This window comes from Roseateles sp. L2-2 (assembly GCF_050613215.1).
Lineage (GTDB): Bacteria > Pseudomonadota > Gammaproteobacteria > Burkholderiales > Burkholderiaceae_C > Roseateles > Roseateles noduli.
The window spans coordinates 6,151,496-6,171,802 of sequence record NZ_CP192509.1; the positions used below are offsets into that span (position 1 = coordinate 6,151,496).

At 69.4% G+C, this 20,307-nt stretch carries 17 protein-coding genes and 1 tRNA gene; 9 read left to right on the forward strand and 9 right to left on the reverse strand.

The features are described from left to right. Positions 1 to 137: 137 nt before the first annotated feature. On the forward strand, positions 138 to 3,026 hold the full coding sequence (locus ACQZ13_RS27385) for a M16 family metallopeptidase (RefSeq protein WP_431048989.1): 2,889 nt from the start codon (positions 138 to 140) through the stop codon (positions 3,024 to 3,026). 152 nt (positions 3,027 to 3,178) lie between these two features. Here the strand turns inward: ACQZ13_RS27385 and ACQZ13_RS27390 are convergent, their stop codons facing one another. The 3 genes from ACQZ13_RS27390 to ACQZ13_RS27400 are packed head-to-tail and all read right to left on the reverse strand — an operon-like array spanning position 3,179 to position 6,654. Then, complete coding sequence (locus ACQZ13_RS27390) at positions 3,179 to 3,796, reverse strand: LysE family translocator (RefSeq protein ID WP_431048990.1); 618 nt, start codon at positions 3,794 to 3,796, stop codon at positions 3,179 to 3,181. Between the two features lie 46 nt (positions 3,797 to 3,842). After that, a complete protein-coding gene (locus ACQZ13_RS27395) occupies positions 3,843 to 6,251 on the reverse strand; it encodes a M56 family metallopeptidase (protein WP_431048991.1) in 2,409 nt (802 codons plus the stop codon). Next, the gene (locus ACQZ13_RS27400) at positions 6,244 to 6,654 is read right to left on the reverse strand and encodes a BlaI/MecI/CopY family transcriptional regulator (protein WP_431048992.1); all 411 of its coding nucleotides are present in this window, start codon (positions 6,652 to 6,654) and stop codon (positions 6,244 to 6,246) included. Before ACQZ13_RS27400 ends, ACQZ13_RS27395 begins: the two co-directional genes overlap by 8 nt. A gap of 369 nt (positions 6,655 to 7,023) precedes the next feature. Between ACQZ13_RS27400 and ACQZ13_RS27405 the strand changes: the two genes are divergently transcribed. Next, a complete protein-coding gene (locus tag ACQZ13_RS27405; protein ID WP_431048993.1) occupies positions 7,024 to 8,298 on the forward strand; it encodes a glutamate-5-semialdehyde dehydrogenase in 1,275 nt (424 codons plus the stop codon). Positions 8,299 to 8,329: 31 nt separating this feature from the next. On the opposite strand, the gene ACQZ13_RS27410 is transcribed toward ACQZ13_RS27405, so the two are convergent. Then, a complete protein-coding gene (locus ACQZ13_RS27410; RefSeq protein ID WP_431048994.1) occupies positions 8,330 to 9,952 on the reverse strand; it encodes a DUF4139 domain-containing protein in 1,623 nt (540 codons plus the stop codon). A 126-nt stretch (positions 9,953 to 10,078) separates the two neighbouring features. Here ACQZ13_RS27410 and queC point away from each other — a divergent pair, with 126 nt between their 5' ends. Together queC and ACQZ13_RS27420 are read left to right on the forward strand one after the other, a co-directional pair. Next, the gene (queC, locus tag ACQZ13_RS27415; RefSeq protein WP_431048996.1) at positions 10,079 to 10,852 is read left to right on the forward strand and encodes a 7-cyano-7-deazaguanine synthase QueC; all 774 of its coding nucleotides are present in this window, start codon (positions 10,079 to 10,081) and stop codon (positions 10,850 to 10,852) included. Between the two features lie 23 nt (positions 10,853 to 10,875). Beyond that, positions 10,876 to 11,436 (forward strand): LemA family protein, encoded by a 561-nt coding sequence (locus ACQZ13_RS27420; protein ID WP_431048997.1) that lies wholly within the window; start codon positions 10,876 to 10,878, stop codon positions 11,434 to 11,436. A gap of 54 nt (positions 11,437 to 11,490) precedes the next feature. Here the strand turns inward: ACQZ13_RS27420 and folE are convergent, their stop codons facing one another. Continuing rightward, the gene (gene folE, locus ACQZ13_RS27425; RefSeq protein WP_431048998.1) at positions 11,491 to 12,210 is read right to left on the reverse strand and encodes a GTP cyclohydrolase I; all 720 of its coding nucleotides are present in this window, start codon (positions 12,208 to 12,210) and stop codon (positions 11,491 to 11,493) included. Between the two features lie 164 nt (positions 12,211 to 12,374). Between folE and rsmB the strand changes: the two genes are divergently transcribed. From rsmB to ACQZ13_RS27450, 5 genes are all read left to right on the forward strand, one after another. Further along, positions 12,375 to 13,769 carry a 16S rRNA (cytosine(967)-C(5))-methyltransferase RsmB gene (rsmB, locus tag ACQZ13_RS27430; protein ID WP_431048999.1) on the forward strand — a complete coding sequence of 465 codons (1,395 nt, stop codon included), beginning with the start codon at positions 12,375 to 12,377 and terminating at the stop codon, positions 13,767 to 13,769. 30 nt (positions 13,770 to 13,799) lie between these two features. Further along, positions 13,800 to 14,414 (forward strand): DUF4390 domain-containing protein, encoded by a 615-nt coding sequence (locus tag ACQZ13_RS27435; protein ID WP_431049000.1) that lies wholly within the window; start codon positions 13,800 to 13,802, stop codon positions 14,412 to 14,414. A 56-nt stretch (positions 14,415 to 14,470) separates the two neighbouring features. Further along, the gene (locus ACQZ13_RS27440) at positions 14,471 to 16,720 is read left to right on the forward strand and encodes an ATP-binding protein (RefSeq protein WP_431049001.1); all 2,250 of its coding nucleotides are present in this window, start codon (positions 14,471 to 14,473) and stop codon (positions 16,718 to 16,720) included. Positions 16,721 to 16,726: 6 nt separating this feature from the next. Beyond that, the gene (locus ACQZ13_RS27445; protein WP_431049002.1) at positions 16,727 to 17,458 is read left to right on the forward strand and encodes a response regulator; all 732 of its coding nucleotides are present in this window, start codon (positions 16,727 to 16,729) and stop codon (positions 17,456 to 17,458) included. 79 nt (positions 17,459 to 17,537) lie between these two features. Then, positions 17,538 to 17,613 (forward strand) — tRNA-Phe (locus tag ACQZ13_RS27450). Between the two features lie 52 nt (positions 17,614 to 17,665). Here ACQZ13_RS27450 and ACQZ13_RS27455 read toward each other — a convergent pair. The 4 genes from ACQZ13_RS27455 to ACQZ13_RS27470 all read right to left on the reverse strand — a co-directional run bounded on the left by ACQZ13_RS27455 (position 17,666) and on the right by ACQZ13_RS27470 (position 20,295). Beyond that, positions 17,666 to 18,382, reverse strand: coding sequence for a hypothetical protein (locus ACQZ13_RS27455; RefSeq protein ID WP_431049003.1), 717 nt, complete (start codon positions 18,380 to 18,382; stop codon positions 17,666 to 17,668). A 91-nt stretch (positions 18,383 to 18,473) separates the two neighbouring features. Continuing rightward, positions 18,474 to 18,989 carry a group I truncated hemoglobin gene (locus ACQZ13_RS27460; RefSeq protein ID WP_431049004.1) on the reverse strand — a complete coding sequence of 172 codons (516 nt, stop codon included), beginning with the start codon at positions 18,987 to 18,989 and terminating at the stop codon, positions 18,474 to 18,476. Further along, complete coding sequence (locus ACQZ13_RS27465) at positions 18,989 to 19,876, reverse strand: DUF3034 family protein (RefSeq protein WP_431049005.1); 888 nt, start codon at positions 19,874 to 19,876, stop codon at positions 18,989 to 18,991. The genes ACQZ13_RS27460 and ACQZ13_RS27465 overlap by 1 nt, the downstream gene beginning before the upstream one ends. Then, the gene (locus ACQZ13_RS27470; protein WP_088407581.1) at positions 19,876 to 20,295 is read right to left on the reverse strand and encodes a VOC family protein; all 420 of its coding nucleotides are present in this window, start codon (positions 20,293 to 20,295) and stop codon (positions 19,876 to 19,878) included. Before ACQZ13_RS27470 ends, ACQZ13_RS27465 begins: the two co-directional genes overlap by 1 nt. Positions 20,296 to 20,307: the final 12 nt, after the last annotated feature.

The following is a 20,307-nucleotide window of genomic DNA, read 5'->3' on the forward strand; positions in this document are numbered from 1 at the left end:
ATGGGGCCTTGACGTGGATCCGGCCTCCCGGTCGGTTCCAACTCGCCGAACCTTGATCTTTCAGAGTTCCGGCACTTGTGAGGGGCGCCCGCTTTGGTTAAAAGCCCCGCACCAACATTGAAGGGAAGCGTCCCACCATGCGATTCATGCCCGCGGCGCCCGCCGCCATCACCCTGGCCGTCCTGACCGCCCTCGGCGGTACCACCGTCACCTCCGCCGCGCTGGCCGCTCCGGCCGCAGCCGGCACCAGCGCCGTCTCCACCGTCGGCGGCACGCTCAACGTGAAGCTGGAGAAGGTGAAGCTGGCCAACGGCTTCGAGGTGATCCTGGTCGAGGACCACCGCCTGCCGCTGGTGGCCTTCAACCTGTGGGTGCACGCCGGTCCCCGCAATGAAGCCCCGGGACAGACCGGCTTCGCGCATCTGTTCGAACACCTGATGTTCGCCGGCACCCGCCACATCCCTCGCGGCTCGGCCGACAAGATCATCGACGCGGCCGGCGGCACCGATTCCAACGGCTCGACCGACTTCGACCGCACGAACTACTTCTTCACGCTGCCGTCCAACCAGCTCGAGCTGGGCCTGTGGCTGAAGTCGGACATGCTGGGCTACATGATCGACGAGGTCGATTCGGTGTCCCTGGCCAACCAGCAGGACGTCGTGCGCAACGAGCGCCGCCAGTCCGTCGAGAACCGTCCCTACGGCATCGTCGAGGAAGCGCTGTACCAGGCGCTGTATCCCGAAGGCCATCCGTACCGCGCGACGGTGATCGGCTCGCACGCCGACATCCAGTCGATCAAGCTGAACGACGTCAAGGCCTTCGCCCGCAGCTACTACCGCCCGAACAACGCGACCCTCGTGCTGGCCGGCGACTTCGATCCCGCGCAGGCCAAGCAGCTGGTGCAGAAGTATTTCGGCCCGCTGAAGGCCGGGGATCCCGTGCCGCCGGTCAACGTCCCGCAGCCCAAGCTGACCGAGGAGAAGCGCGTCGAGGTCACCGACCGCATCGAGCTCCCGCGCCTGGACATCGCCTGGCATACGCCGGCCGTGTTCCAGCCCGGCGACGCGGAGCTGGACCTCGCTTCCCACGTGCTGGGCGGCGGCAAGTCCAGCCGCCTCTACAAGACCCTGGTCTACGACAAGCAGCTGGCGCAGTCGGTGCAGGTGCAGCAGTACTCGCTGTCGCTGGGCTCGGTGTTCTCGGTCGAGGTGATCGCACGGCCCGGCAAGTCGCTGGACGAGATCCAGAAGATCGTCGACGACGCGGTCGCGGAGCTGTCCGTCAATCCGCCCACGCCTGAAGAGATGGGCCGCGCCCGCGCCGCCATCGAGACCAGCACGCTGGCCCGCCTGGAGAAGGTCCAGGCCCTGGCGGACCAGATCAACTACTACAACCAGCAGGCCGGCGACCCGAACTACATCGGCAAGGACCTGGCGCGCTACCAGTCGATCACGCCGGAGAAGATCCGCGACGTCGTCGCGCAGCAGCTGAAGAAGAACGCCCGCGTGGTCGTGCTGGCGACGCCGGGCGAGCAGAAGCTGGCCCCTGAAGTCCCGACCCCGCCGATGCCGGAGAAGGCCGCCAAGGGCGAGCGCGAGTCGATGAACCCCGACGTCGCCTGGCGCAAGACGCAGCCCAAGGGCGGCAAGGCCAAGGCCTCGGTGCTGCCGGAGGGCAAGCGCCTGACGCTGGCCAACGGCCTGACGCTGATCCACGTGCCCAACCCGGGTCTGCCGCTGGTGAGCGCGACGCTGGTCGTGCGCGCCGGCCAGACCGCGAATCCCGCGGACCGTCCGGGCCTGTCGAGCTTCACCGCCGGCATCCTGCAGCAGGGCACGCAGACGCGCACCGCGCAGCAGATCGCCGACGAGGCGGCCGCGCTGGGCGCGGCGATCAGCACCGGCGCGGGCCGCGACGAAGCCCGCATCGAAGCCAGCAGCCTGAAGCGCAACTTCGCGCAGACGCTGGCGCTGATGGCGGACGTGACGCTGCATCCGGCCTTCGACGCCGCCGAGATCGCGCGCATGCAGAACCAGCGCCTGGCCGCGCTGCAGCAGCAGCGCGAGCAGGCGCCGGCGGTGGCCGCGATCGTCGCCAACCGCGCGATCTACGGCGACGGCCATCCGCTGGCCAAGGCCGCCATCGGCGACGAGGCCTCGATCAAGGCCACCGACGCCGCCGCGCTGCGCCAGTTCTGGTCCACGCACTACCGACCCGACCAGGCCGCGCTGGTGGTCGCCGGCGACATCTCGGTCGATGAGCTGAAGTCGCTGGCCGATCGCCTGTTCGGCGCCTGGGAGCGCCCGACCTCGGCGGCCGCGCCGGTGAACGCCGCCGCGCCCAAGCCGGTCGCCGCCCGCGTGATCCTGGTGGACAAGCCGAACGCGCCGCAGACCGCGCTGAACGTCGTCGCCCCGGGACCCAAGGCCGGCACGCCCGACGCCGAGGACATCAAGGTCATGAACGCCGCGATGGGCGGTCTCTTCACGTCGCGCATCAACACGCAGCTGCGCGAGGTCAAGGGCTACACCTACGGCATCTACTCGGCCTACACGATGAACCGCGACAGCGGCCTGTTCGGCATCCGCGGCAGCGTGCGCACCGACGTCACCGGCCCGGCGCTGACCGACATGTTCAAGGAGATCGACGGCATGCGCGCCAAGCCCATGGGCGCCGAGGAGCTGAACCGCGTGCGCAACGCGCAGCTGCTGGCGCTGCCGGGGCTGTTCGACACCAACCGCGTCGTGGCCTCGAGCTACGCCAGCGAGTGGGCGGTCGGCGCGCCGGCGGACAGCATCACCTCGCTGCCGCGCAAGTACGGCGCCGTGAACGCGAGCAGCGCCTACAAGGCGACGAAGACCTACGTCGATCCGGCCGCGCTGATCGTCGTGGCCGTCGGCGACAAGGCGAAGGTGCTGCCGCAGCTGGAAGCCTTCGGTCGCAAGCCGCTGGAGATCCGCGACCTGCAGGGCGCGCCGGTCGACGTGACCGCGCCGTCGATGCCGGCTTCGGCCGCGAAGCCGTGAAGACGTGAGGCCCTGAGGGCCCGATGGGGCGGTACCACCGCCGCTGGCCCTCACCCCTGCCCTCTCCCGCAAGCGGGAGAGGGAGTTCCGCACTTGCCGACAATGCAGAACGGACGCCTCGGCGTCCGTTTTTCATGGCGTCGACGGGGGGATCAACGCGTCAGCGGCAGCGCGGCGCCCATCATCGCGAACAAGGTGCCGCAGACACGGTTGAAACCGCGGCCGGAACGCTCCAGCCAGGGGCGTACGCGATGGGCCAGGCTCGCGATCAGGAACTCGACGATCGCCTCGGTGATGACGAAGGTCGCCGCCAGCCACACGAACTGGACCAGCAGATCGCGCTGCGGATCGATGAACTGCGGCAGGAAGGCGCCGTAGAACAACAGCACCTTGGGATTCGACACCGCCGACAGCAGGCCTTGGCGGAACAGCACGTGCCCGCGTCCCTGCGCCGCGGAAGCGCCTTCCGCCGGCTTCAGCTGGATGGACGGCGAGCGCCACAGCTGGATGCCCAGCCAGATCAGGTAGGCGCCGCCGACGACCTTGAGCACCAGCAGCGCGCTGGCGGTGGTCTGCAGCAGCGCACCGATGCCCAGCATCGACAGGCCGATCAGCGCGGCGAAGCCGGTCGCGCCGCCGGCGATCGTCCACAGCGTGCGCCGGCTGCCGTGCGCCGCGCCATGCGCGAGCACGAGCAGGCTGTTCGGCCCGGGCGTCAGCGACAGGCCGATCACGGCCAGGAAATAGAGGGTCCAGGTGTGCAGTGCCATGCGGCGATTGTGCGCCGAGGCGGCATCACCGCCGCACGGGGAGTGCTCAGGTCGGCGTGAGATGGTCGATCGCCGCTTCCACGCGACCCCGGTCGTGGGTGCTCAGCCCGCGCGCGGCCTGCCGGTACTGCGCCACCACCTCCGGGTCCGCCGGCAGGTGTTCCGCCAGCGCGATCAGCAGCTCGGCACGGTCGAACCCGGCGCTCATGCCGCCCGAGGCCCGCAGCACCTGCAGGGCGACTTCGCGGTCGACCCGGGTGTCGTCCATCAACGCGATCATTGCCGTGCGACGGTCGAAGTCGCCGGAGATGCCCTGCACCGCATCCACATACGCCGCGGCAAAGGGCGCCGCCTCCCCGCGCATCTGGTGGGCCGCCGACGTGAGCACGGTCCGCCGATCGAAGTCGCCGTTGATCATCCCGCTCGCGGCGATCGCCGTGCGCAGGCGCTCCGGCGTGGCCTCGTGGTCCTCGTCGATCAACGCGACGATCGCGACGCGCTTGTCGAAGTCGCCGGCGAAACCGCGCACCGCCTGCTGCCACGCGGTCATCACGCCCGCATCGCTGGCGAGTTGCGGCGACAACGCCGCCATCACCTCGCGGCGGTCGAAGTCGCCCTTGAAGGTCGGCACCTGCTCCAACAGCTCGCGTTGTTGCGCGGGCGCCAGCGTCCGATGCTGGATCAGCGCGATGAACGCCGTACGGCGCTGGAAGTCGTCCTTCATCCGGGCGGACAGCCCGATCAGCTGCGACACGGTGTCGTCGCTCTGCGGGCCGCTGTCGAGCAGCGCCTCGATGCGGCTGCGGCGCGCCATCGACTCCGGCGCCTTGCCGATGTCCGCGAGCGCGGCCTCGACGCCGCCCTTGCGCAGCAGGCGCTCCACGCGCGGTCCGCTGCCCTGGGCGCTTTCCGCGACCAGTTCGATCTGCTCCGTGATCCAGGCCTGCGCCGGCGCGTCGATCGGCTTCATGTCGCCGTCCAGCCAGAAGCGGCGCACCTGCCCGCCCTTGCCGTCGGCGGCGATCTCGAGGCGGCGCGTGACACCGTCGGCGCGTTCCATGATCGACAGCTTGTCGTCGAGCGAGACGACGTCGGTCTCGTCGCCGTTGAACTCCAGGTCGCCCGAGTAGTTCACGCGGCGCTCGACGCCGTTGCTGATCATGACCTGCCGCGTGACCTTCATGCCGCTGAGGGCCGAAGAGAACGCGCCGCCGACGCCGCTCAGGTCGACGTTGAGCCGGGGCGCCTTGCCGATGACCAGCATGGGCACGGCCAGCGCCACGGCGCACAGGCCGCCGGCGATCAGCACGCGGCCGAGGCGGCGACGGGCGGGCGTGGTCCCGTCCGTCGGCGAGCCTGCGAGCAGCGCATCCATCCGGGCCATCAGCGGCGAGCGGGCGGCGGCCATCGCGCTGGCCAGCACCGGCATCGGGCGGGCGCCACGGCGACGCTCGGCGGCGGCCGTCGCGGCGGCCATGTCGCGGGCGCAGACGTAGAGGCCCTCGGCCAGCGGCATCGCGCCGGCTTCAGCGGCGGCCCAGGCGTCGCAGGCCAGTTCGGCGAGCAGGTCCAGCCGACGCACCGCGAGCCGGTTCAGCGGCTGCAGCCAGCCGAGCTGCGACACCAGCCGCGCGGCCAGCCGCCAGGCGAGGTCACGACGGCGGAGGTGCGCGATCTCATGCGCGAGAACCGCGACGCGCTGCTGACCGTCGAGCGTGCGCATCAGGCGTTGGGGCAGGCAGACCTGCGCGCCTGGCGCGACCAGCGGGCTGGCCCATTGCGGGCTCACGCGCAGCGTCGGCGCGCGCACGCCGGCAATGGCGGCGAGTTCAGCGGCGGCATCGCGGAGTTCAACGTCGTCGCAGAGCGCCAGCGCGCGCACCTGGCGGCGCAAGGCCCACCAGCGCAGCAGCGTCAGCCCGATGCCGAACAGCGCGATCAGCGGCCAGGAGAGCAGCAGTGCGGCGAGGCCGTCGCGCAGCAGCGCCCGACGCTGACGCATCGAGTCATCGGAGAGGTCGGCTGGGTGATCGGCGATCACCGTCAAGCGATCGGCCGCCCGATCGACCTGCACGCGCGCGGGCGACGGCGCCGTCACCGTCAGCGACGCGGCGGAGGTCGCTGCGTTCCCATCGCCGGTCGACGGCGTGGTCATCGTTCCCACGTTCGAGACACCCTCAACGCCAGGGTCCTGTTCATGCGCCAGCAACGGCGCTTGCGTCGACGTGGGCGTGGGCGTCGGCGCCCAGACATCCGGCAACGCCACCCGCGTCACCTGCGTCAGCGGCTGCACGCTCGCAGTCAGCACCGCGCCGAAGAAGGCGGCGCGCCAGAAGGCCTCGCGCCACGCGGGCTGCTTCAGCCAGCCGGCGCGCTCCAGCGTCCAGACGCCGCCCAGCAGCACCGTGCTGTGCACCAGGTAGTTCAACAGCCAGCCGGTGAGGGCTTCAATCATGGCGGCCTCCCTTGCTCTTCAGCAGCGCGCGCATCTTGGCGAGGTCATCGTCGCCGAGTTCGCCTTCCGCGACCAGATGGCTCAGCAACGCCTCGGGCTTGCCGCCGAAGAGCGTGCTCAGCAGACCCGACACCATCGAGCGCTGCACTTCGGGTTCGCTGACCGCGGCGCGGTAGACCAGCGCGCGGCCGTCGCGCTCGCTGGCGATCAGGCCGCGCTTCTCCAGGCGCGTCAGCAAGGTCGCCACGGTCGTGTGCGCGAGCGGGCGCTGCTGGTCGCGCAGCGCCTCCGCCACCTCGGCAGTGCTGGCCTGCCCGCGCGTCCACAGCACGCGCATCAGCGCCAGCTGCAGCTCGCTGAGCGTCACGTCGCCCCTGCCGTCGTCGTTGATCGACTCGTCCATGATCGGATCCCGTATTTCTACACCTGTCGTACTACAACTGTAGAAGATCAGGCAGGGCCGCCGCAAGTGCCGGGTTCCCGGGACAAACCCTCAGCCCCGGGCTTCTGCACTTCCACGGCCGCTGGCCCTCACCCCCACCCTCTCCCGCAAGCGGGAGAGGGAGTAAGAAGGGTGCCCGACGCGAGCGGGAGAAGCGCAGGAAGGGAGCCGGTCGAACTCCCTCTCCCGCACCGCGGGAGAGGGTGGGGGTGAGGGCCGGGGTCGTGGCAGTGCGATGGTTCTTCGTCGAGACCGCGAAGGCTCTCCTTGCGGCTTTCGATGGCCCCGGCGCGGCGGCGACGGCGGGGCATCAGTCAGAATCCAAAACCTATGACCGACCTCAGCGCCTACATGACCGGCGTCGGCGAGGCGGCCCGCGCGGCCGCGACGCTGATGGCCGCCGCCCCGACCGCCGCCCGCAACCTCGCCTTGACGGCCCTCGCCCGTCGCCTGCGCGAGGCCGGCCCGGCGCTCGCGACCGAAAACGAACGTGACCTCGCCGCGGCCACCGCGTCCGGCCTCGAAGCGCCCATGGTCGACCGGCTGCGCCTGACCGCTAAGGTGCTGGCCACCGTCGCCGAAGGCTGCGACCAGATCGCCGCCATGCCGGACCCCATCGGCGAGATCACCGGCATGAAGCGCCGCCCGACCGGCATCAGCGTCGGCCAGATGCGCGTGCCGCTGGGCGTGTTCGGCATGATCTACGAGAGCCGCCCCAACGTGACCATCGAGGCCGCGTCGCTGGCGATCAAGAGCGGCAACGCCTGCATCCTGCGCGGCGGCTCCGAGGCGCTGCACAGCAACCTGGCGCTCGCGGCGCTGGTGGCGGACAGCCTCGAGGAAGCCGGCCTGCCGCGCGACGCGGTGCAGCTGATCAACACGACGGACCGCGCCGCCGTGGGCCTGCTGATCGCGATGCCCGCCTACGTCGACGTCATCATCCCGCGCGGCGGCAAGGGCCTGATCGAGCGCATCAGCCGCGAGGCCCGCGTGCCGGTGATCAAGCACCTGGACGGGAACTGCCACAGCTACGTCGACGCCGAAGTCGACCTGGACCTGGCGGTGACCGTCGTCGACAACGCGAAGACGCAGAAGTACAGCCCCTGCAACGCGACCGAGTCGCTGCTGGTCCATGCGAAGCAGGCGGCGGATTTCCTGCCCCGCATCGGCATGGTGTTCGCGGCCAAGGGCGTGGAGATGCGCGGCTGCGAACGCACGCTGGCGCTGCTGGAAGCCGTGCCGCGCGACCTGCTCAAGCCCGCGACGCCCGAGGACTGGGACACCGAGTACCTCGCGCCCATCATCAGCATCAAGGTGGTGGACTCGCTCGAGGAAGCCATCGCGCACGTCAACCGGCATGGCTCGCACCACACCGACGCGATCCTGACGACCAACCACGTCAGCGCGATGCGCTTCCTGCGCGAGGTCGACTCGGCCAGCGTGATGGTCAACGCCAGCACGCGCTTCGCCGACGGCTTCGAATACGGCCTGGGCGCCGAGATCGGCATCTCCACCGACAAGTTCCACGCGCGCGGCCCGGTGGGCCTGGAAGGACTGACGTCGATGAAGTGGGTGGTCCTGGGTCAGGGCGAGATCAGGGGCTGATCAGCCCCCGCGATCCCGCTCGCCGCCCCGTTCAGGGCAGGCCCAGCACGTTGGCGTCCTTGGGCACGCTGATGCGGTAGACCGCGCTGAAGCGCTGCGTCCTGCCCGGCTCCAACAGCAGTTCCCACAGCTGCACGCCGGGTCGATTACCCCAATCCGGCTGCGTCACTGCCGGCGAGAACTGCGTCTGCACGCGGATGTCGGCGTGTTCGCCGACCGGCGCCGCTTCCAGCACCTGCACCGTGACCGGCCGGGTGCGCCGGTTCTCGATCGCCCACTGACGTGTGACGATCCGTTCCCGTCGCGTGGCGATGAGCCCGGTGTCGGCCCCGTCGCGCTGCTCTGGATTGACGTCGACACGCAGCCAGTCGTCGGTGCCGAACGGCAAGGTCCACTCGGTGCCGTCATTCGGACGGAACGGGATGCTGCCGATCAAACTGCCGTCCCGGTACAGCTGCATCGGACCGTTCGGAAACGCGCCCGCGGGCCGCTTGGCCTCGGCGAACAGATAGGCCTGCGCCTCGATCTGCGGCTGGACCCGCGCGATCAGACGCGCGTCCAACGTCTGCTGGCCCAGCGTGAGCGACAGCTCCTGGCCGTTGCCTCGCAGCGTGACCGGTTGCGGCAGTGCGTATTCGGCGGCGAACTCGCCCTGGAAGACGGAAGCATCGAAGTTCACCACCACGGGCGGAGACAGCTCCTGTTGCCCCGTGCCGGGCCGCATGACCATGGGTGCCGCGGCGGCCATCGCCATCATGGGCGCCGGGCTCTCGGCGTATCGGCGGGTGTCCGCGGACGACACGGTCGGCGGCGGCGCCATCGAGATCCGCCAGATCGGCAGCTCGCGCGGCGCGATCGCCTGCCGCGGCTGCTCGGTCGACAGCCTCAGGCGGACGTCGTTCCAGTCCTCGCCGCTGCCCTGGGCGACGCGGGCCAGCCGCTCGACGGTCAGCGTGCCCTTCGTCGTGTCGAGCCGACCGCGATACTGCGGCGTCCAGCCGCTGTTGCGCACGCGGTAGGACAGCTTCACCGGTACGGTGGTCGGGCTCGACAGCCGCAGCTGCACGACGCCCACCCGACCGCTGACCGCCGGCTCGGCGGCGCGCGCGATGCGCAGTTGCTGATCGAGTTCGGCGATGCGCATCTGCAGCGCCTTCTCGCGGGTCAGCAGTTCCTGGCCGCTGCGCCGCAGCGACTCGACCGAGGCGTTCAATGCCACCCCGGGCTTGCCGTCGCGATCGGTGACGCTGCGCAGGTATTTGAGCGCCAGGTCGACGCCGCCCATCTCCGCATCGACGGCAGTGCGCTGCTGCTCAAGTTCCTTGATGCGCGGAGAAACACGCTGACACTCCGGCACCTGCTCCACGGGCAGCAGCTCCAACTGCAGGTCGCCCAGCGAAACGCCAGGCGCAGCCTCAGCCTGCAAGGTATCGCGATCCAGGTAGGGCGACAGGCAGGCGAACCGCGCCACGCCGGTCCCGGCCGGGGCGGTCAGCGTGCGTTCGACCTGAGCGCCGCCCGGATAGAGCAGCACCTGGCTGATCGCGCTGGCGCCCTGCGCGCGTGCCGCGCCCACGCCGCCCAGCGCGGCGCCCAGCACAACGACCGCGACCGCGGCGGACCGCCTCGTGTTGACGTTGCCGAATCGCTTCATCGACCTCTCCCGTTGCATGTCCACACCCTCAGTGGCCGACGACGCTATCACGGTGCTGGCACACTTCCGGCCTGCCGCATTCCCTGTCAACCGCGGGTCCCCCGGCCTGCGCCCCTCCATTTCCCCATGTCCGACGCCGCCACCGCCACCATCCCCGCCGTCCACGCTTCGCGCCGCAAGGCGCTGGTGCTGTTCTCCGGCGGGCAGGACTCCACCGCCTGCCTGGCCTGGGCGCTGGAGCGCTTCGCCGAGGTCGAGACCCTGGGCTTCGACTACGGCCAGCGCCACCGCATCGAGCTCGACTGCCGCCAGACCGTGCGCGGGCAGATCGCCGCGCAGTTCCCGCAGTGGGCCGCCAAGCTCGGCGAGGACCACCTGCTGGACCTGAGCCTGCTCGGCCAGATCTCCGACACGGCGCTGACGCAGGAACGCGCGATCGAGCTGCAGGCCAACGGCCTGCCCAACACCTTCGTGCCGGGCCGCAACCTGCTGTTCCTGACCTTCGCCGCGACGCTGGCCTACCGGCGCGGCGCGTCGGTGCTGGTGGGCGGCATGTGCGAGACGGACTTCTCCGGCTACCCCGACTGCCGCGACAACACGCTGAAGGCGCTGCAGGTCGCGCTGAGCCTGGGGCTGGACACGCCGATGACGCTGGACACGCCGCTGATGTTCCTGACCAAGGCGCAGACCTGGGCGCTGACGGAGTCGCTGGGCGGCGAGGCCTTCAACGAGCTGATCATCGAGCACACCCACACCTGCTACCTGGGCGAGCGCAAGACCCGGCACGCCTGGGGCTGGGGCTGCGGCCACTGCCCGGCCTGCGAGCTGCGCGCCAAGGGCTGGAACGAGTTCCAGCTCACGAAGAGCACGACAACGGCCGGCCCGGCCGTCGGCCCTTGAACCCCGCGATCGCCGCCGATGCCATGAACGACGTGACCGGGTTCCACTTGAACTGGTGGCTGTGGGGCCTGGCCGCGGTGCTGGTGTTCTGGAGCATCGGCGCCTACAACCGCGTGATGCTGCTGCGCAATGAGATCGGCAAGGCCTACGCGCAGCTGGACGACGCGCTGACGCGCCGCTTCGCGCATGGCGACCTGCTGCTGGAACGGCTGCGGGAACGGCTGCCGAGCGAGCAGGCCAGCCTCGACGCGCTGGCCGCGGCGCAGGTCGAAGCCAAGGCCGCCGCGCAGGCGGTGCGCGCGCGGCCCTACGCGGCGGACCCGGTGGCGCAGCTGGCGGTGGCCGCGGCGGTGCACGGCGCCGCGATGACGCGGATGGTGTCGCTGGTGGAGCACCACGCGGAGCTGAGCATCGATCCCGACCTCGCCGGCGCGGTCGACGAACTCAAGATGATCGACCGCCAGCGGGCGTTCTCGCGGCAGGTCTTCAACCAGTCGGTCGAGGCCTACAACGCCGCGATCCGGCAGTTCCCGACCCGCGTGCTGATGAGCTTCGTCGGCTTCAGCGAAGCGCGCAGCCTCTGAGCTGAAGCACCAAGGGCCCGCTCGGCGGGCCCTTGTCATCGACCGCGTGAACGGTCAGCCCTTCTTGTTCTTCATCAGCGCGAGGAACTCCGCGCGCAGCGTCGCATCCTTCAGGAACGAGCCGCGCATGACGCTGTTGGTCATCGTCGAGTCCATGTCCTTGACGCCGCGCCAGTGCATGCAGAAATGGTCCGCATCCATCACGATGGCGAGACCGTCCGGCTTGACGCGATCCTGGAGCTCGTCAGCCAGCATCACGACCGCCTCTTCCTGGATCTGCGGGCGGCTCATGATCCACTCGGTCAGGCGCACGTACTTCGACAGGCCGATCAGGTTGGAATGCTCGCTCGGCAGCAGGCCGATCCACACCTTGCCGATGATCGGGCACAGGTGGTGCGAGCAGGCGCTGCGCACCGTGATAGGCCCGACGATCATCAACTCGTTCAGACGCTCGGCGTTCGGGAACTCGGTCACCGGCGGCGGCGGCGCGTAGCGGCCCGCAAAGACCTCCTTCACGAACATCTTTGCCACGCGCTTGGCCGTCTCCTGCGTGTTGTGATCACTGTCGGTGTCGATCACCAGCGACTCCAGCACCGCTTGCATGCGCGTCTGCACCTCGGCCTGCAACTGGTCCAACTCCCCCGCCTCGATGAACTCGGCGATGTTGTCGTTGGCATGGTGGCGCTTGCCAGCCTTCACCAACCGGTAACGGATGCGGTCCGAGGCCGGCAGCGCGGCCAGTTCTTCGGGGCTCAGGATCAAGGTGCTCGTCATGGGCCGGATTGTCGCGGCTTCCGAATGGGATGGCGAAAGCTAGGCCCTTCACTGCTGGTCGCCAAGCGCGGGCACTCCACGAGGCAGGGGGCATCGCGTCCGCGAACCCCCAGCCTCATTCCGGCCCCACAAGCACTCGCTGCCTTCACCACTAAACTCCACCGGTGTCTGCACCCCCTTCCCCAAAGAATCCCTCCGTCGGCGGCGCGCCGCCGCTCCATCGGTTGCTGGCCAGTGCCGCGGATGCGGTCCAGGCCGTGCGCGACGGCCACTCGCTGACCGAGTGGCTCGCACGTTGCCCCGCCGAAATCCGCCCCGGCGTGCAGGCACTCAGCTTCACCGTGCTGCGACGCCTCGGCGCCGCGCAGGTCGTGCGCGCCGCGCTCGCCCCCAAGAATCCGCCGCCCCGTGTGGACGCGCTGCTGGTGACCGCACTCGCCCTGCTCTGGCCCGGCGAGACCGCCTATGCCGATCACACGCTGGTCGATCAGGCCGTCCACGCCGTGCGCCAGCGCGCACCCAACAGCGCCGGCTTCGTCAACGCGGTACTGCGACGTTTCCTGCGCGAGCGCGAAGCGCTCGTCGCCGCCGCGGAAGCGGACCCGATCGCGCGCTTCAACCATCCCCGCTGGTGGCAGGACCGTCTGCGGACCGATTGGCCCACCGAGTGGCAAGGCCTGCTCCAAGCCAACCAGCAGAAGCCGCCAATGACGCTGCGCGTCAATCCGGCGCATGACGACCTCGACGGCTATCTCGCCCGGCTGCAGGAAGCCGGCATCGCCGCACATGCGGCCGGCGCGCTGTTCCCGCAGGCCGTCGTGCTCGACGAGCCGCGTCCGGTCCAGGCCCTGCCCGGTTTCGACGGCGGCCATGCCTCCGTCCAGGACGCCTCCGCCCAACTGGCCGCGCCCCTGCTGCTGGGTCAGCGGCGGCCGCAAGACCTGTCCCCGGGCGAGGCGTGGCCGGAGCTGGGCGACGGCGCCCGCGTGCTCGACGCCTGTGCCGCTCCGGGCGGCAAGACCGCCCACCTGCAGGAACTCGCCGGCAACCGCCTTGATCTGCTGGCTTTGGACGCCGACGCCAAGCGGTTGGAACGGGTCAGCCAGAACCTGCAGCGCCTGAAGCTCGACGGCGCGGTGCGCGCCGCCGACGCCCGCGACACCGCCGCCTGGTGGGACGGCCGACCGTTCGACGCCATCCTGCTGGACGCGCCGTGCAGCGCTTCCGGCATCGTGCGCCGGCATCCGGACGTGCGCTGGCTGCGCCGGCCCGACGACATCCCGTCGCTGGCCCGCATCCAGGCGGAGCTGCTGGAGGCGCTGTGGCCGCTGCTCAAGCCCGGCGGCCGGCTGCTTTACGCGACGTGCTCGGTCTTCAAGGCGGAAGGCCAGGACCAGATCGACGCGTTTTTGCAACGCCATGGCGATGCGCGGTCGCGTCAGTTCGACCAGGGGGCCGGGCATCTGCTGCCGCTCGCAGACAATGGTCCGCAGGACTCCGCCGCCGGCGCGCCGGCCGTCACCGACGGCTTCTATTACGCGCTGCTGCAGAAGTCCTGACCCGAGAACTTCCCCCCTGAATCCGCCCGCGTGTCTCCGCCGTCCCGTCCCCTTCCGCTGCGTTCCTGGTGGCAGCGCCTGACCCTGGTCGGCGCGCTGCTGGCGCTGCACGGCTGGGCGCTGGCCCAGGGCGTGGCGCTGCAGGTGCTGAATGCGGAACGCGTCGAGGACGGCCTGGCGGTGAGCTTCAGCACCCGCTTCGAGCTGCCCCGGCAGGCCGAGGACGCGCTGCTCAAGGGCGTGGCGGTGTATTTCGTGGCCGAGGTCCAGGTCTTGCGCAACCGCTGGTACTGGCGCGACGCCCGCGTCGCGCAGGCCACCCGGACCTGGAGACTGACCTGGCAGCCGCTCACCCGCCAGTACCGCGTGAGCACCGGCGGGCTGCACCAGAGTTTCGACACGCTGGGCGAGGCGATCGCCTCGCTGCGCGGCGTGTCCGGGTGGCGCGTCGCCGAGACCAAGGACATCGAGGACGACGGCCGCTACTACCTGGAGTTCAGCTACAAGCTGGACACCGCGCAGCTGCCGCGTCCGATGCAGATCGGCCTGGGCGGCAGCCAGGGCTGGGCGCTGAGCGTCGACCGCAATCTCACACTCACGCTGGAGGCGCCGTCCACGCCACCGCCGAACCGGCCCCAGCCTTGAGCACACGGACTTCGCCGCTCTTCCGATTCCCCCTGATTCAGCAAGGATCCTGACCCGTGACCAAGTCGGCGCGCCTGGCGTGGTTGATTTCCGTGACCGCGATCGCGGGCGCCATCGGCATGCTGGTGTTCCTGCTGTCCATCAGCACGACCGCGCAGCGCGGCTTCCTGGAGCGCCACTTCGTCTGGCTGTTCTGGGTCAACGTCGCCGTCGCCTCCGCGCTGGTCATCGTCATCGGCGTGGCCGGCACACGCCTGGCGCTGCGGGTGAAACGCGGCCGCTTCGGCAGCCGGCTGCTGCTCAAGCTCGCCGGCATCTTCGCGATCGTCGGCGTGGTGCCGGGCCTGCTGATCTACACGGTGTCCTTCCAGTTCGTGAACCGGAGCATCGAGAGCCTGTTCGACCAGCGGCTCGCGAGCGCGCTGGAAGCGGGCCTGGCGCTGGGCCAGGACACGCTGGAGAACCTCCGGACTGAACAGACCGTGCGCACGCGGGCCGCCGCCGAACGCTGGGAAGACGGCGCGCTGGCGCCGCTGGCGCTGGAGCGGCTGCGCGACCAGCTCGGCGCGCGCAGCGTGGCGCTGGTGGCGGGCAACGGCCAGGTGGTGCTGTCCGCCGGCGGCGAGTCGAGCGAGATCCCCGCGCGTCCGAGCGCGGCGCTGATCTCCCAGGCCCGCAGCAACGGCATCGCGTCGCGGCTCGAAGGCCTGGAGGACGAGCAGCTCGCGGTGCAGGGCGAGGCGAAGATCCGGTCGCTGGCGCTGCTGCCGAGCAGCGCGCTGCAACTGACCAACAGCGACCGCTACCTGATGGTCGTCAAGCAGATCTCCGGCAAGGTGATCAGCAACGCGCTGAACGTGTCGGCGGCGAACCAGGAGTACCTGCAGCGCTCGCTGCTGCGCGACGGCCTGCGGCGCATGTACCTGAACACGCTGACGCTGGTGCTGATCCTGGCGGTGTTCGCGGCGCTGCTGCTGGCGGTGGCGCTGTCCAACCAGCTGGTGCAGCCGCTGCTGCTGCTGGCCGAAGGCATGCGCGAGGTCGCGACCGGCGACCTGAAGGCCAAGCCGGTGTTCCGCACGCGCGACGAGCTGGGCGGGCTGACGCAGTCGTTCGCGGACATGACGCAGCAGCTGGCCGACGCGCGCGGGCTGGTCGAGCACAGCGTGACGCAGCTGGAGCGCGCACGCACGCATGTGCAGACCATCCTCGACAACCTGACGGCCGGCGTGATCGTGTTCGACGCCGATCGCCACATCGAGACCGTCAACCCCGGCGCGACGCGCATCCTGAAGCTGCCGCTGTCGGCCTACGTGGGCCGGGAGCTGGAGGAACTGCCCGCGCTGGCGGCCTTCAGCAAGGACATCTGGCAGCGCTTCGAGCTGCAGAGCTCGGAGTCCGGCGAGCGCGAGCACTGGCAGGAGTCGTTCGAGCTGCAGCTCGACGAGAAGACGGCGCTGACGCTGCTGGTGCGCGGCGCGCTGCTGCCGCAGGACGCGCGGCTGCTGGTGTTCGACGACATCAGCGAGGTGGTGTCGGCGCAGCGTTCCGCGGCGTGGAGCGAGGTCGCGCGACGGCTCGCGCACGAGATCAAGAACCCGCTGACGCCGATCCAGCTGTCGGCGGAGCGGCTGCAGTTCAAGCTCGAGTCCAAGCTCGAGGGCAACGACCAGGCGATGCTGGTGCGATCGGTGGGCACCATCGTGAACCAGGTCCAGGCGATGAAGCAGCTGGTCAATGAATTCCGGGACTATGCTCGGCTCCCGGCGGCCAAGCTGGCGCCGCTGGACCTGAACGGGCTGGTCGCCGAAGTGCTGACGCTGTACGCCGAAGCCCAGGAGGCGGGCCAGTTGAATGCGGATCTGGCGACGGATCCGCCGCTGATGCTGGGGGACGCGCCGCAGCTGAGGCAGGTGATCCACAACCTCGTGCAGAACGCGCTGGACGCGGTCAGCCATCGTCCGGACGGGCACGTGACGGTGCGGACCCAGAAGGCGTTGACGGAATCCGGCGAGCTGCGCGCGCTGCGGCTGGTGATCGTCGACAACGGGCCAGGTTTTGCCGAGAACGTGCTCAAGCGCGCCTTCGAGCCTTACGTCACGACGAAGACCAAGGGCACTGGCCTCGGGCTGGCGGTGGTGAAGAAAATCGCCGACGAGCACGGGGCGAGGATCCGCTTGGTGAATCTCCCAGCAGCCAGCGGCGCCGATCAACCGCCGAGCGGCGCACAAGTTTCGTTATCATTTTCAAAACTCGCGACTGCACCGAGCCCTGCGCAGGACGCGCCTCGGCCGCGTGAACAGTAGGCATACATGGCAACCATTCTTGTTGTTGACGACGAACTGGGCATCCGGGCCCTCTTGTCTGAAATCCTCTCCGACGAGGGGCACACCATCGAACTCGCCCAGAACGCCCAGCAGGCGAGGGCGAGCCGCGAGCGTTCGCGACCGGACCTGGTGCTGCTGGACATCTGGATGCCGGACGTCGACGGCATCACGCTGCTCAAGGAATGGGGCAGCACCGGGCAGTTGACGATGCCGGTCATCATGATGAGCGGCCACGGCACGATCGACACGGCGGTCGAGGCGACCAAGTTCGGCGCGATGGCCTTCCTGGAAAAGCCGATCACGCTGCAGAAGCTGCTGCGTGCGGTCGAGCAGGCGCTGGTGAAGACCACGCCGCGTCCGGCACCGCCGGCGGCGCCGGTGATCGGCACGGTGATCGGCAACAGCTACCCGCGTCCGGAGACGATGCAGCCCATCGCCACCGGCGGCGCGCTGCCGGTGCAGACAGCCGGCCTGGCGCCGGTGACGCCGCTGCCGCACCAGGGCCTGGCGTCCGAACAGGTCTTCGAGCTGGATCGTCCGTTGCGCGAGGCGCGCGACGCGTTCGAGAAGAGCTACTTCGAATTCCACCTGGCCAAGGAGAACGGCTCGATGACCCGCGTGGCCGAGAAGACCGGCCTGGAACGCACCCACCTGTATCGCAAGCTCAAGCAGCTGGGCGTCGATTTGTCGAGAAACAAGCGCGGCAGCGGAATTTAGTGCTATAGTCGCTGTCTTCGTTGTTCAGCACGGGTCGCAAGACCTGGAACCCGGATAACGAAGCGAGACCCAGTCTCACGGCCAAGTAGCTCAGTTGGTAGAGCAGCGGATTGAAAATCCGCGTGTCGGTGGTTCGATTCCGCCCTTGGCCACCAGATTCAAGAAAGCCCGGCTCTGCCGGGCTTTCTGCTTTCCGGGGGGCGCTGGTCAGGCTGTCCGAGTGCCAGGCATGAGCATCGCAAACATGTGGCTGCCCTTCGAGTTGATCGCATAATCCAGGCGGTTCTGCGCATACCCACCCTGCAGCACCGCCAAGTTTCCTGACATCGGCGGATAGCTCGCTACGACCAGCAGATCACCATTCGCCTGTTTCGCCACCGTGAGTGCATCGAAGCTTGGCGTGGTCATGAACAGGGCTTGCCCCGGCGACAGATCTGTGACGCTCCGTCTCAGTAGCAAACGCCCCCAGTCGATCGAGTCCTCCGGCGCGCTCCCCTGGGGCTCGACCATCCGCTGCACACGCTCCGAAGGAAGGCTCTGAATTCCTTTCGTGAACTGCGTGGACCACTCCAACTCCAACTCCATCGGCGATCGGACGACGACCAGATACTTCACCTCGGCACCGCGCGTGATCGCAGCCTGCGCCAGACTCGGGAGAGGCTCGGAAGCGCGCCTGTCGGCTTCCGGCTCGGCCTGTCGAGCGGCGACGGCCTCGAGCGCCGTCTCCTTGCCAGATTGGAAGTATTCCATCGCGGCGACCTGAGCCTCAAGCTGACCGCTCGCCACCTTGTTGAGCCGAGGCAGCCACTCGCGCACCAGGAGATCGACCGCCGCGAACCCCGTACCGGGCACATCGGCATCCTGTGCCGAGTAGCCCCACAGAGGATCGGTCTGAGTGGATGCCGTCGAAGTCAGGGGAGACATGGAAACTCCTGTAGCGGCCAAGGGCCGGAGTTTCCTAGTCACTCGTCCTCTCCATCCCGTTCCTGCCAGCCTCGCCCCGCGAGGGATCGCATCACCGGGTGATGATGTCCCGATGCATCGGCGCCAGCAGTGCGAGCAGGCGGTTCTGCACCGCGAACGGCACCTTCTGGTCGTCCATGGCGAACTGCAGGTCCTCGACCAATGCGTTGAAGTCGGCCTTGTCGAGCGCGAGGTGGGCGTGCGACTTCACCATCGTCTCGCCGTCGTAGACACAGGGCCCGCCGGTGAGCTGGCAGAACTGCTTGCCAATCGATTCCTTCAACGCCTTCGGATTGACGCCGTCGAACTTCTTCTTGATGCGCTCGTCCGCATAGGCACGATCGATCATGTTGTCGACGATGCGGGCGATGCCCGCTTCGCCGCCGAGCGCGCGGTACAGCGCGTCATCTGCCGCGGCCGCAGGGGCAGCCATACCCGTGCCGATCAGCAGCGCCAGCAGGTGCGCTATCCACCCCCTTCGAGCCGATCGCATCATCCGGAACTCCTCGTCGAGAGATTGGTCGTCGTGGCGGCCCGGCATGGCGTCGCGCCACGCCGGGCCGGGCATCAATACGCGAACTGGATCGATCCGTAGACCCCGCGCTGGCGCCGCGGCTGGATGCCGGGCACCACGCGCCCCAGGTCCACATACGCCGCCGTCAGCGAGACATGCTTGTTCGGCGCCCAGGCGACGAACACGTCCTTCCAGTCGTCCTCCCGCAGCCCGTCGCCAAGCGCCGACGGGTTGAGCTTGTCGGGCTTCATGCGGTACTCCGCGCCGATCGCCCATTCCTTGTTGATCAGGTAGGCGACCGAGATCTCGGGCATCAGCGAATAGCGGCTGCTGGCTGTGCCGCCGAAGCCCAGCAGACCGTTCTGGTTGGCCCGCGTCGCGCGCAGCGTCACGTTCACCAGCGTGCTCTGCGCGAGGAACAGCTTGGTGGCGCTCAAATAGACGTCGACGCCGTTGCGTCTCGCGCCGAGCGCGCCCAGCGTCGGCGCCAGGCCGCCCGCGTCGAGGTGCTTGTATTCGACGCCCAGCGCGATCTGCGGCATCCAGGTATCGGCGTCCAGCACGGCGTCGCCGCCCAGGCGCACCTTCGCGCCGAGGATGGACTGCTTCAGCTTGAGCCCCGGCAGGCCGAGCGCCGCACCCGTGCCGCCGGCGCTGAAGTCCTGCCTCGCGAGCGAGAGCTCGGCACGCTCGCCGAAGGCCACGGAGGCCCCGTAGCCCGTCAGGCTGTAGTCCTGCACCGGCAACCGCGTGAAGTAGGCCGTGGCACCCACCTGGCCGCTGGTGGCATAACTGCCGGTCAGCGCCCAGGGGGTCAGGCCTCCACCGGCGGCGCCGTCGATGCTGCTCACGCCGCCGGTGAGCAGCAGCTTGCCCTGCGCCTGCGCGGCACAGGCCAGCGGCACGGCCAGCAGCAGGGGAAGGACAAGCGTTCGAAGCATTACCAGGCGCCCGTGTTGGCCATCGAGATCCAGGGCTCGGCCGGCGGCAGCGCCGGACCGTCCTGCAGGAGCTCGACGGAGATGTTGTCGGGGGAGCGCACGAAGGCCATGCGGCCGTCGCGCGGCGGGCGGTTGATCGTCACGCCGGCGTCCATCAGTCGCTGGCAGGCCGCATAGATGTCCGGCACCGCATAGGCGACGTGACCGAAGTTGCGACCGCCCGTGTAGACCTCCGGATCCCAGTTGAACGTGAGTTCGATCTGGGCATCCTCATCGCCTGGCGCGGCGAGGTAGACCAGCGTGAACCGGCCGGCCTCGTGCTCGGTGCGACGGACTTCCTGCAGGCCGAGCGCATCGCGGTAGAAGTTCAGGGAGGCGTCGAGGTCGGTCACGCGGACCATGGTGTGCAGATACTTCATGAGCGGTCGGCG

Excerpts from the sequence above, each read along its gene's own strand:
- ACQZ13_RS27385 (WP_431048989.1), top strand. The coding sequence starts at position 138 with ATGCGATTCATGCCCGCGGCGCCCGCCGCCATCACCCTGGCCGTCCTG.
- ACQZ13_RS27390 (WP_431048990.1), bottom strand. The coding sequence starts at position 3,796 with ATGGCACTGCACACCTGGACCCTCTATTTCCTGGCCGTGATCGGCCTG.
- ACQZ13_RS27395 (WP_431048991.1), bottom strand. The coding sequence starts at position 6,251 with ATGATTGAAGCCCTCACCGGCTGGCTGTTGAACTACCTGGTGCACAGC.
- ACQZ13_RS27400 (WP_431048992.1), bottom strand. The coding sequence starts at position 6,654 with ATGGACGAGTCGATCAACGACGACGGCAGGGGCGACGTGACGCTCAGC.
- ACQZ13_RS27405 (WP_431048993.1), top strand. The coding sequence starts at position 7,024 with ATGACCGACCTCAGCGCCTACATGACCGGCGTCGGCGAGGCGGCCCGC.
- ACQZ13_RS27410 (WP_431048994.1), bottom strand. The coding sequence starts at position 9,952 with ATGAAGCGATTCGGCAACGTCAACACGAGGCGGTCCGCCGCGGTCGCG.
- queC (WP_431048996.1), top strand. The coding sequence starts at position 10,079 with ATGTCCGACGCCGCCACCGCCACCATCCCCGCCGTCCACGCTTCGCGC.
- ACQZ13_RS27420 (WP_431048997.1), top strand. The coding sequence starts at position 10,876 with ATGAACGACGTGACCGGGTTCCACTTGAACTGGTGGCTGTGGGGCCTG.
- folE (WP_431048998.1), bottom strand. The coding sequence starts at position 12,210 with ATGACGAGCACCTTGATCCTGAGCCCCGAAGAACTGGCCGCGCTGCCG.
- ACQZ13_RS27445 (WP_431049002.1), top strand. The coding sequence starts at position 16,727 with ATGGCAACCATTCTTGTTGTTGACGACGAACTGGGCATCCGGGCCCTC.
- ACQZ13_RS27455 (WP_431049003.1), bottom strand. The coding sequence starts at position 18,382 with ATGTCTCCCCTGACTTCGACGGCATCCACTCAGACCGATCCTCTGTGG.
- ACQZ13_RS27460 (WP_431049004.1), bottom strand. The coding sequence starts at position 18,989 with ATGCCCGGCCCGGCGTGGCGCGACGCCATGCCGGGCCGCCACGACGAC.
- ACQZ13_RS27465 (WP_431049005.1), bottom strand. The coding sequence starts at position 19,876 with ATGCTTCGAACGCTTGTCCTTCCCCTGCTGCTGGCCGTGCCGCTGGCC.
- ACQZ13_RS27470 (WP_088407581.1), bottom strand. The coding sequence starts at position 20,295 with ATGAAGTATCTGCACACCATGGTCCGCGTGACCGACCTCGACGCCTCC.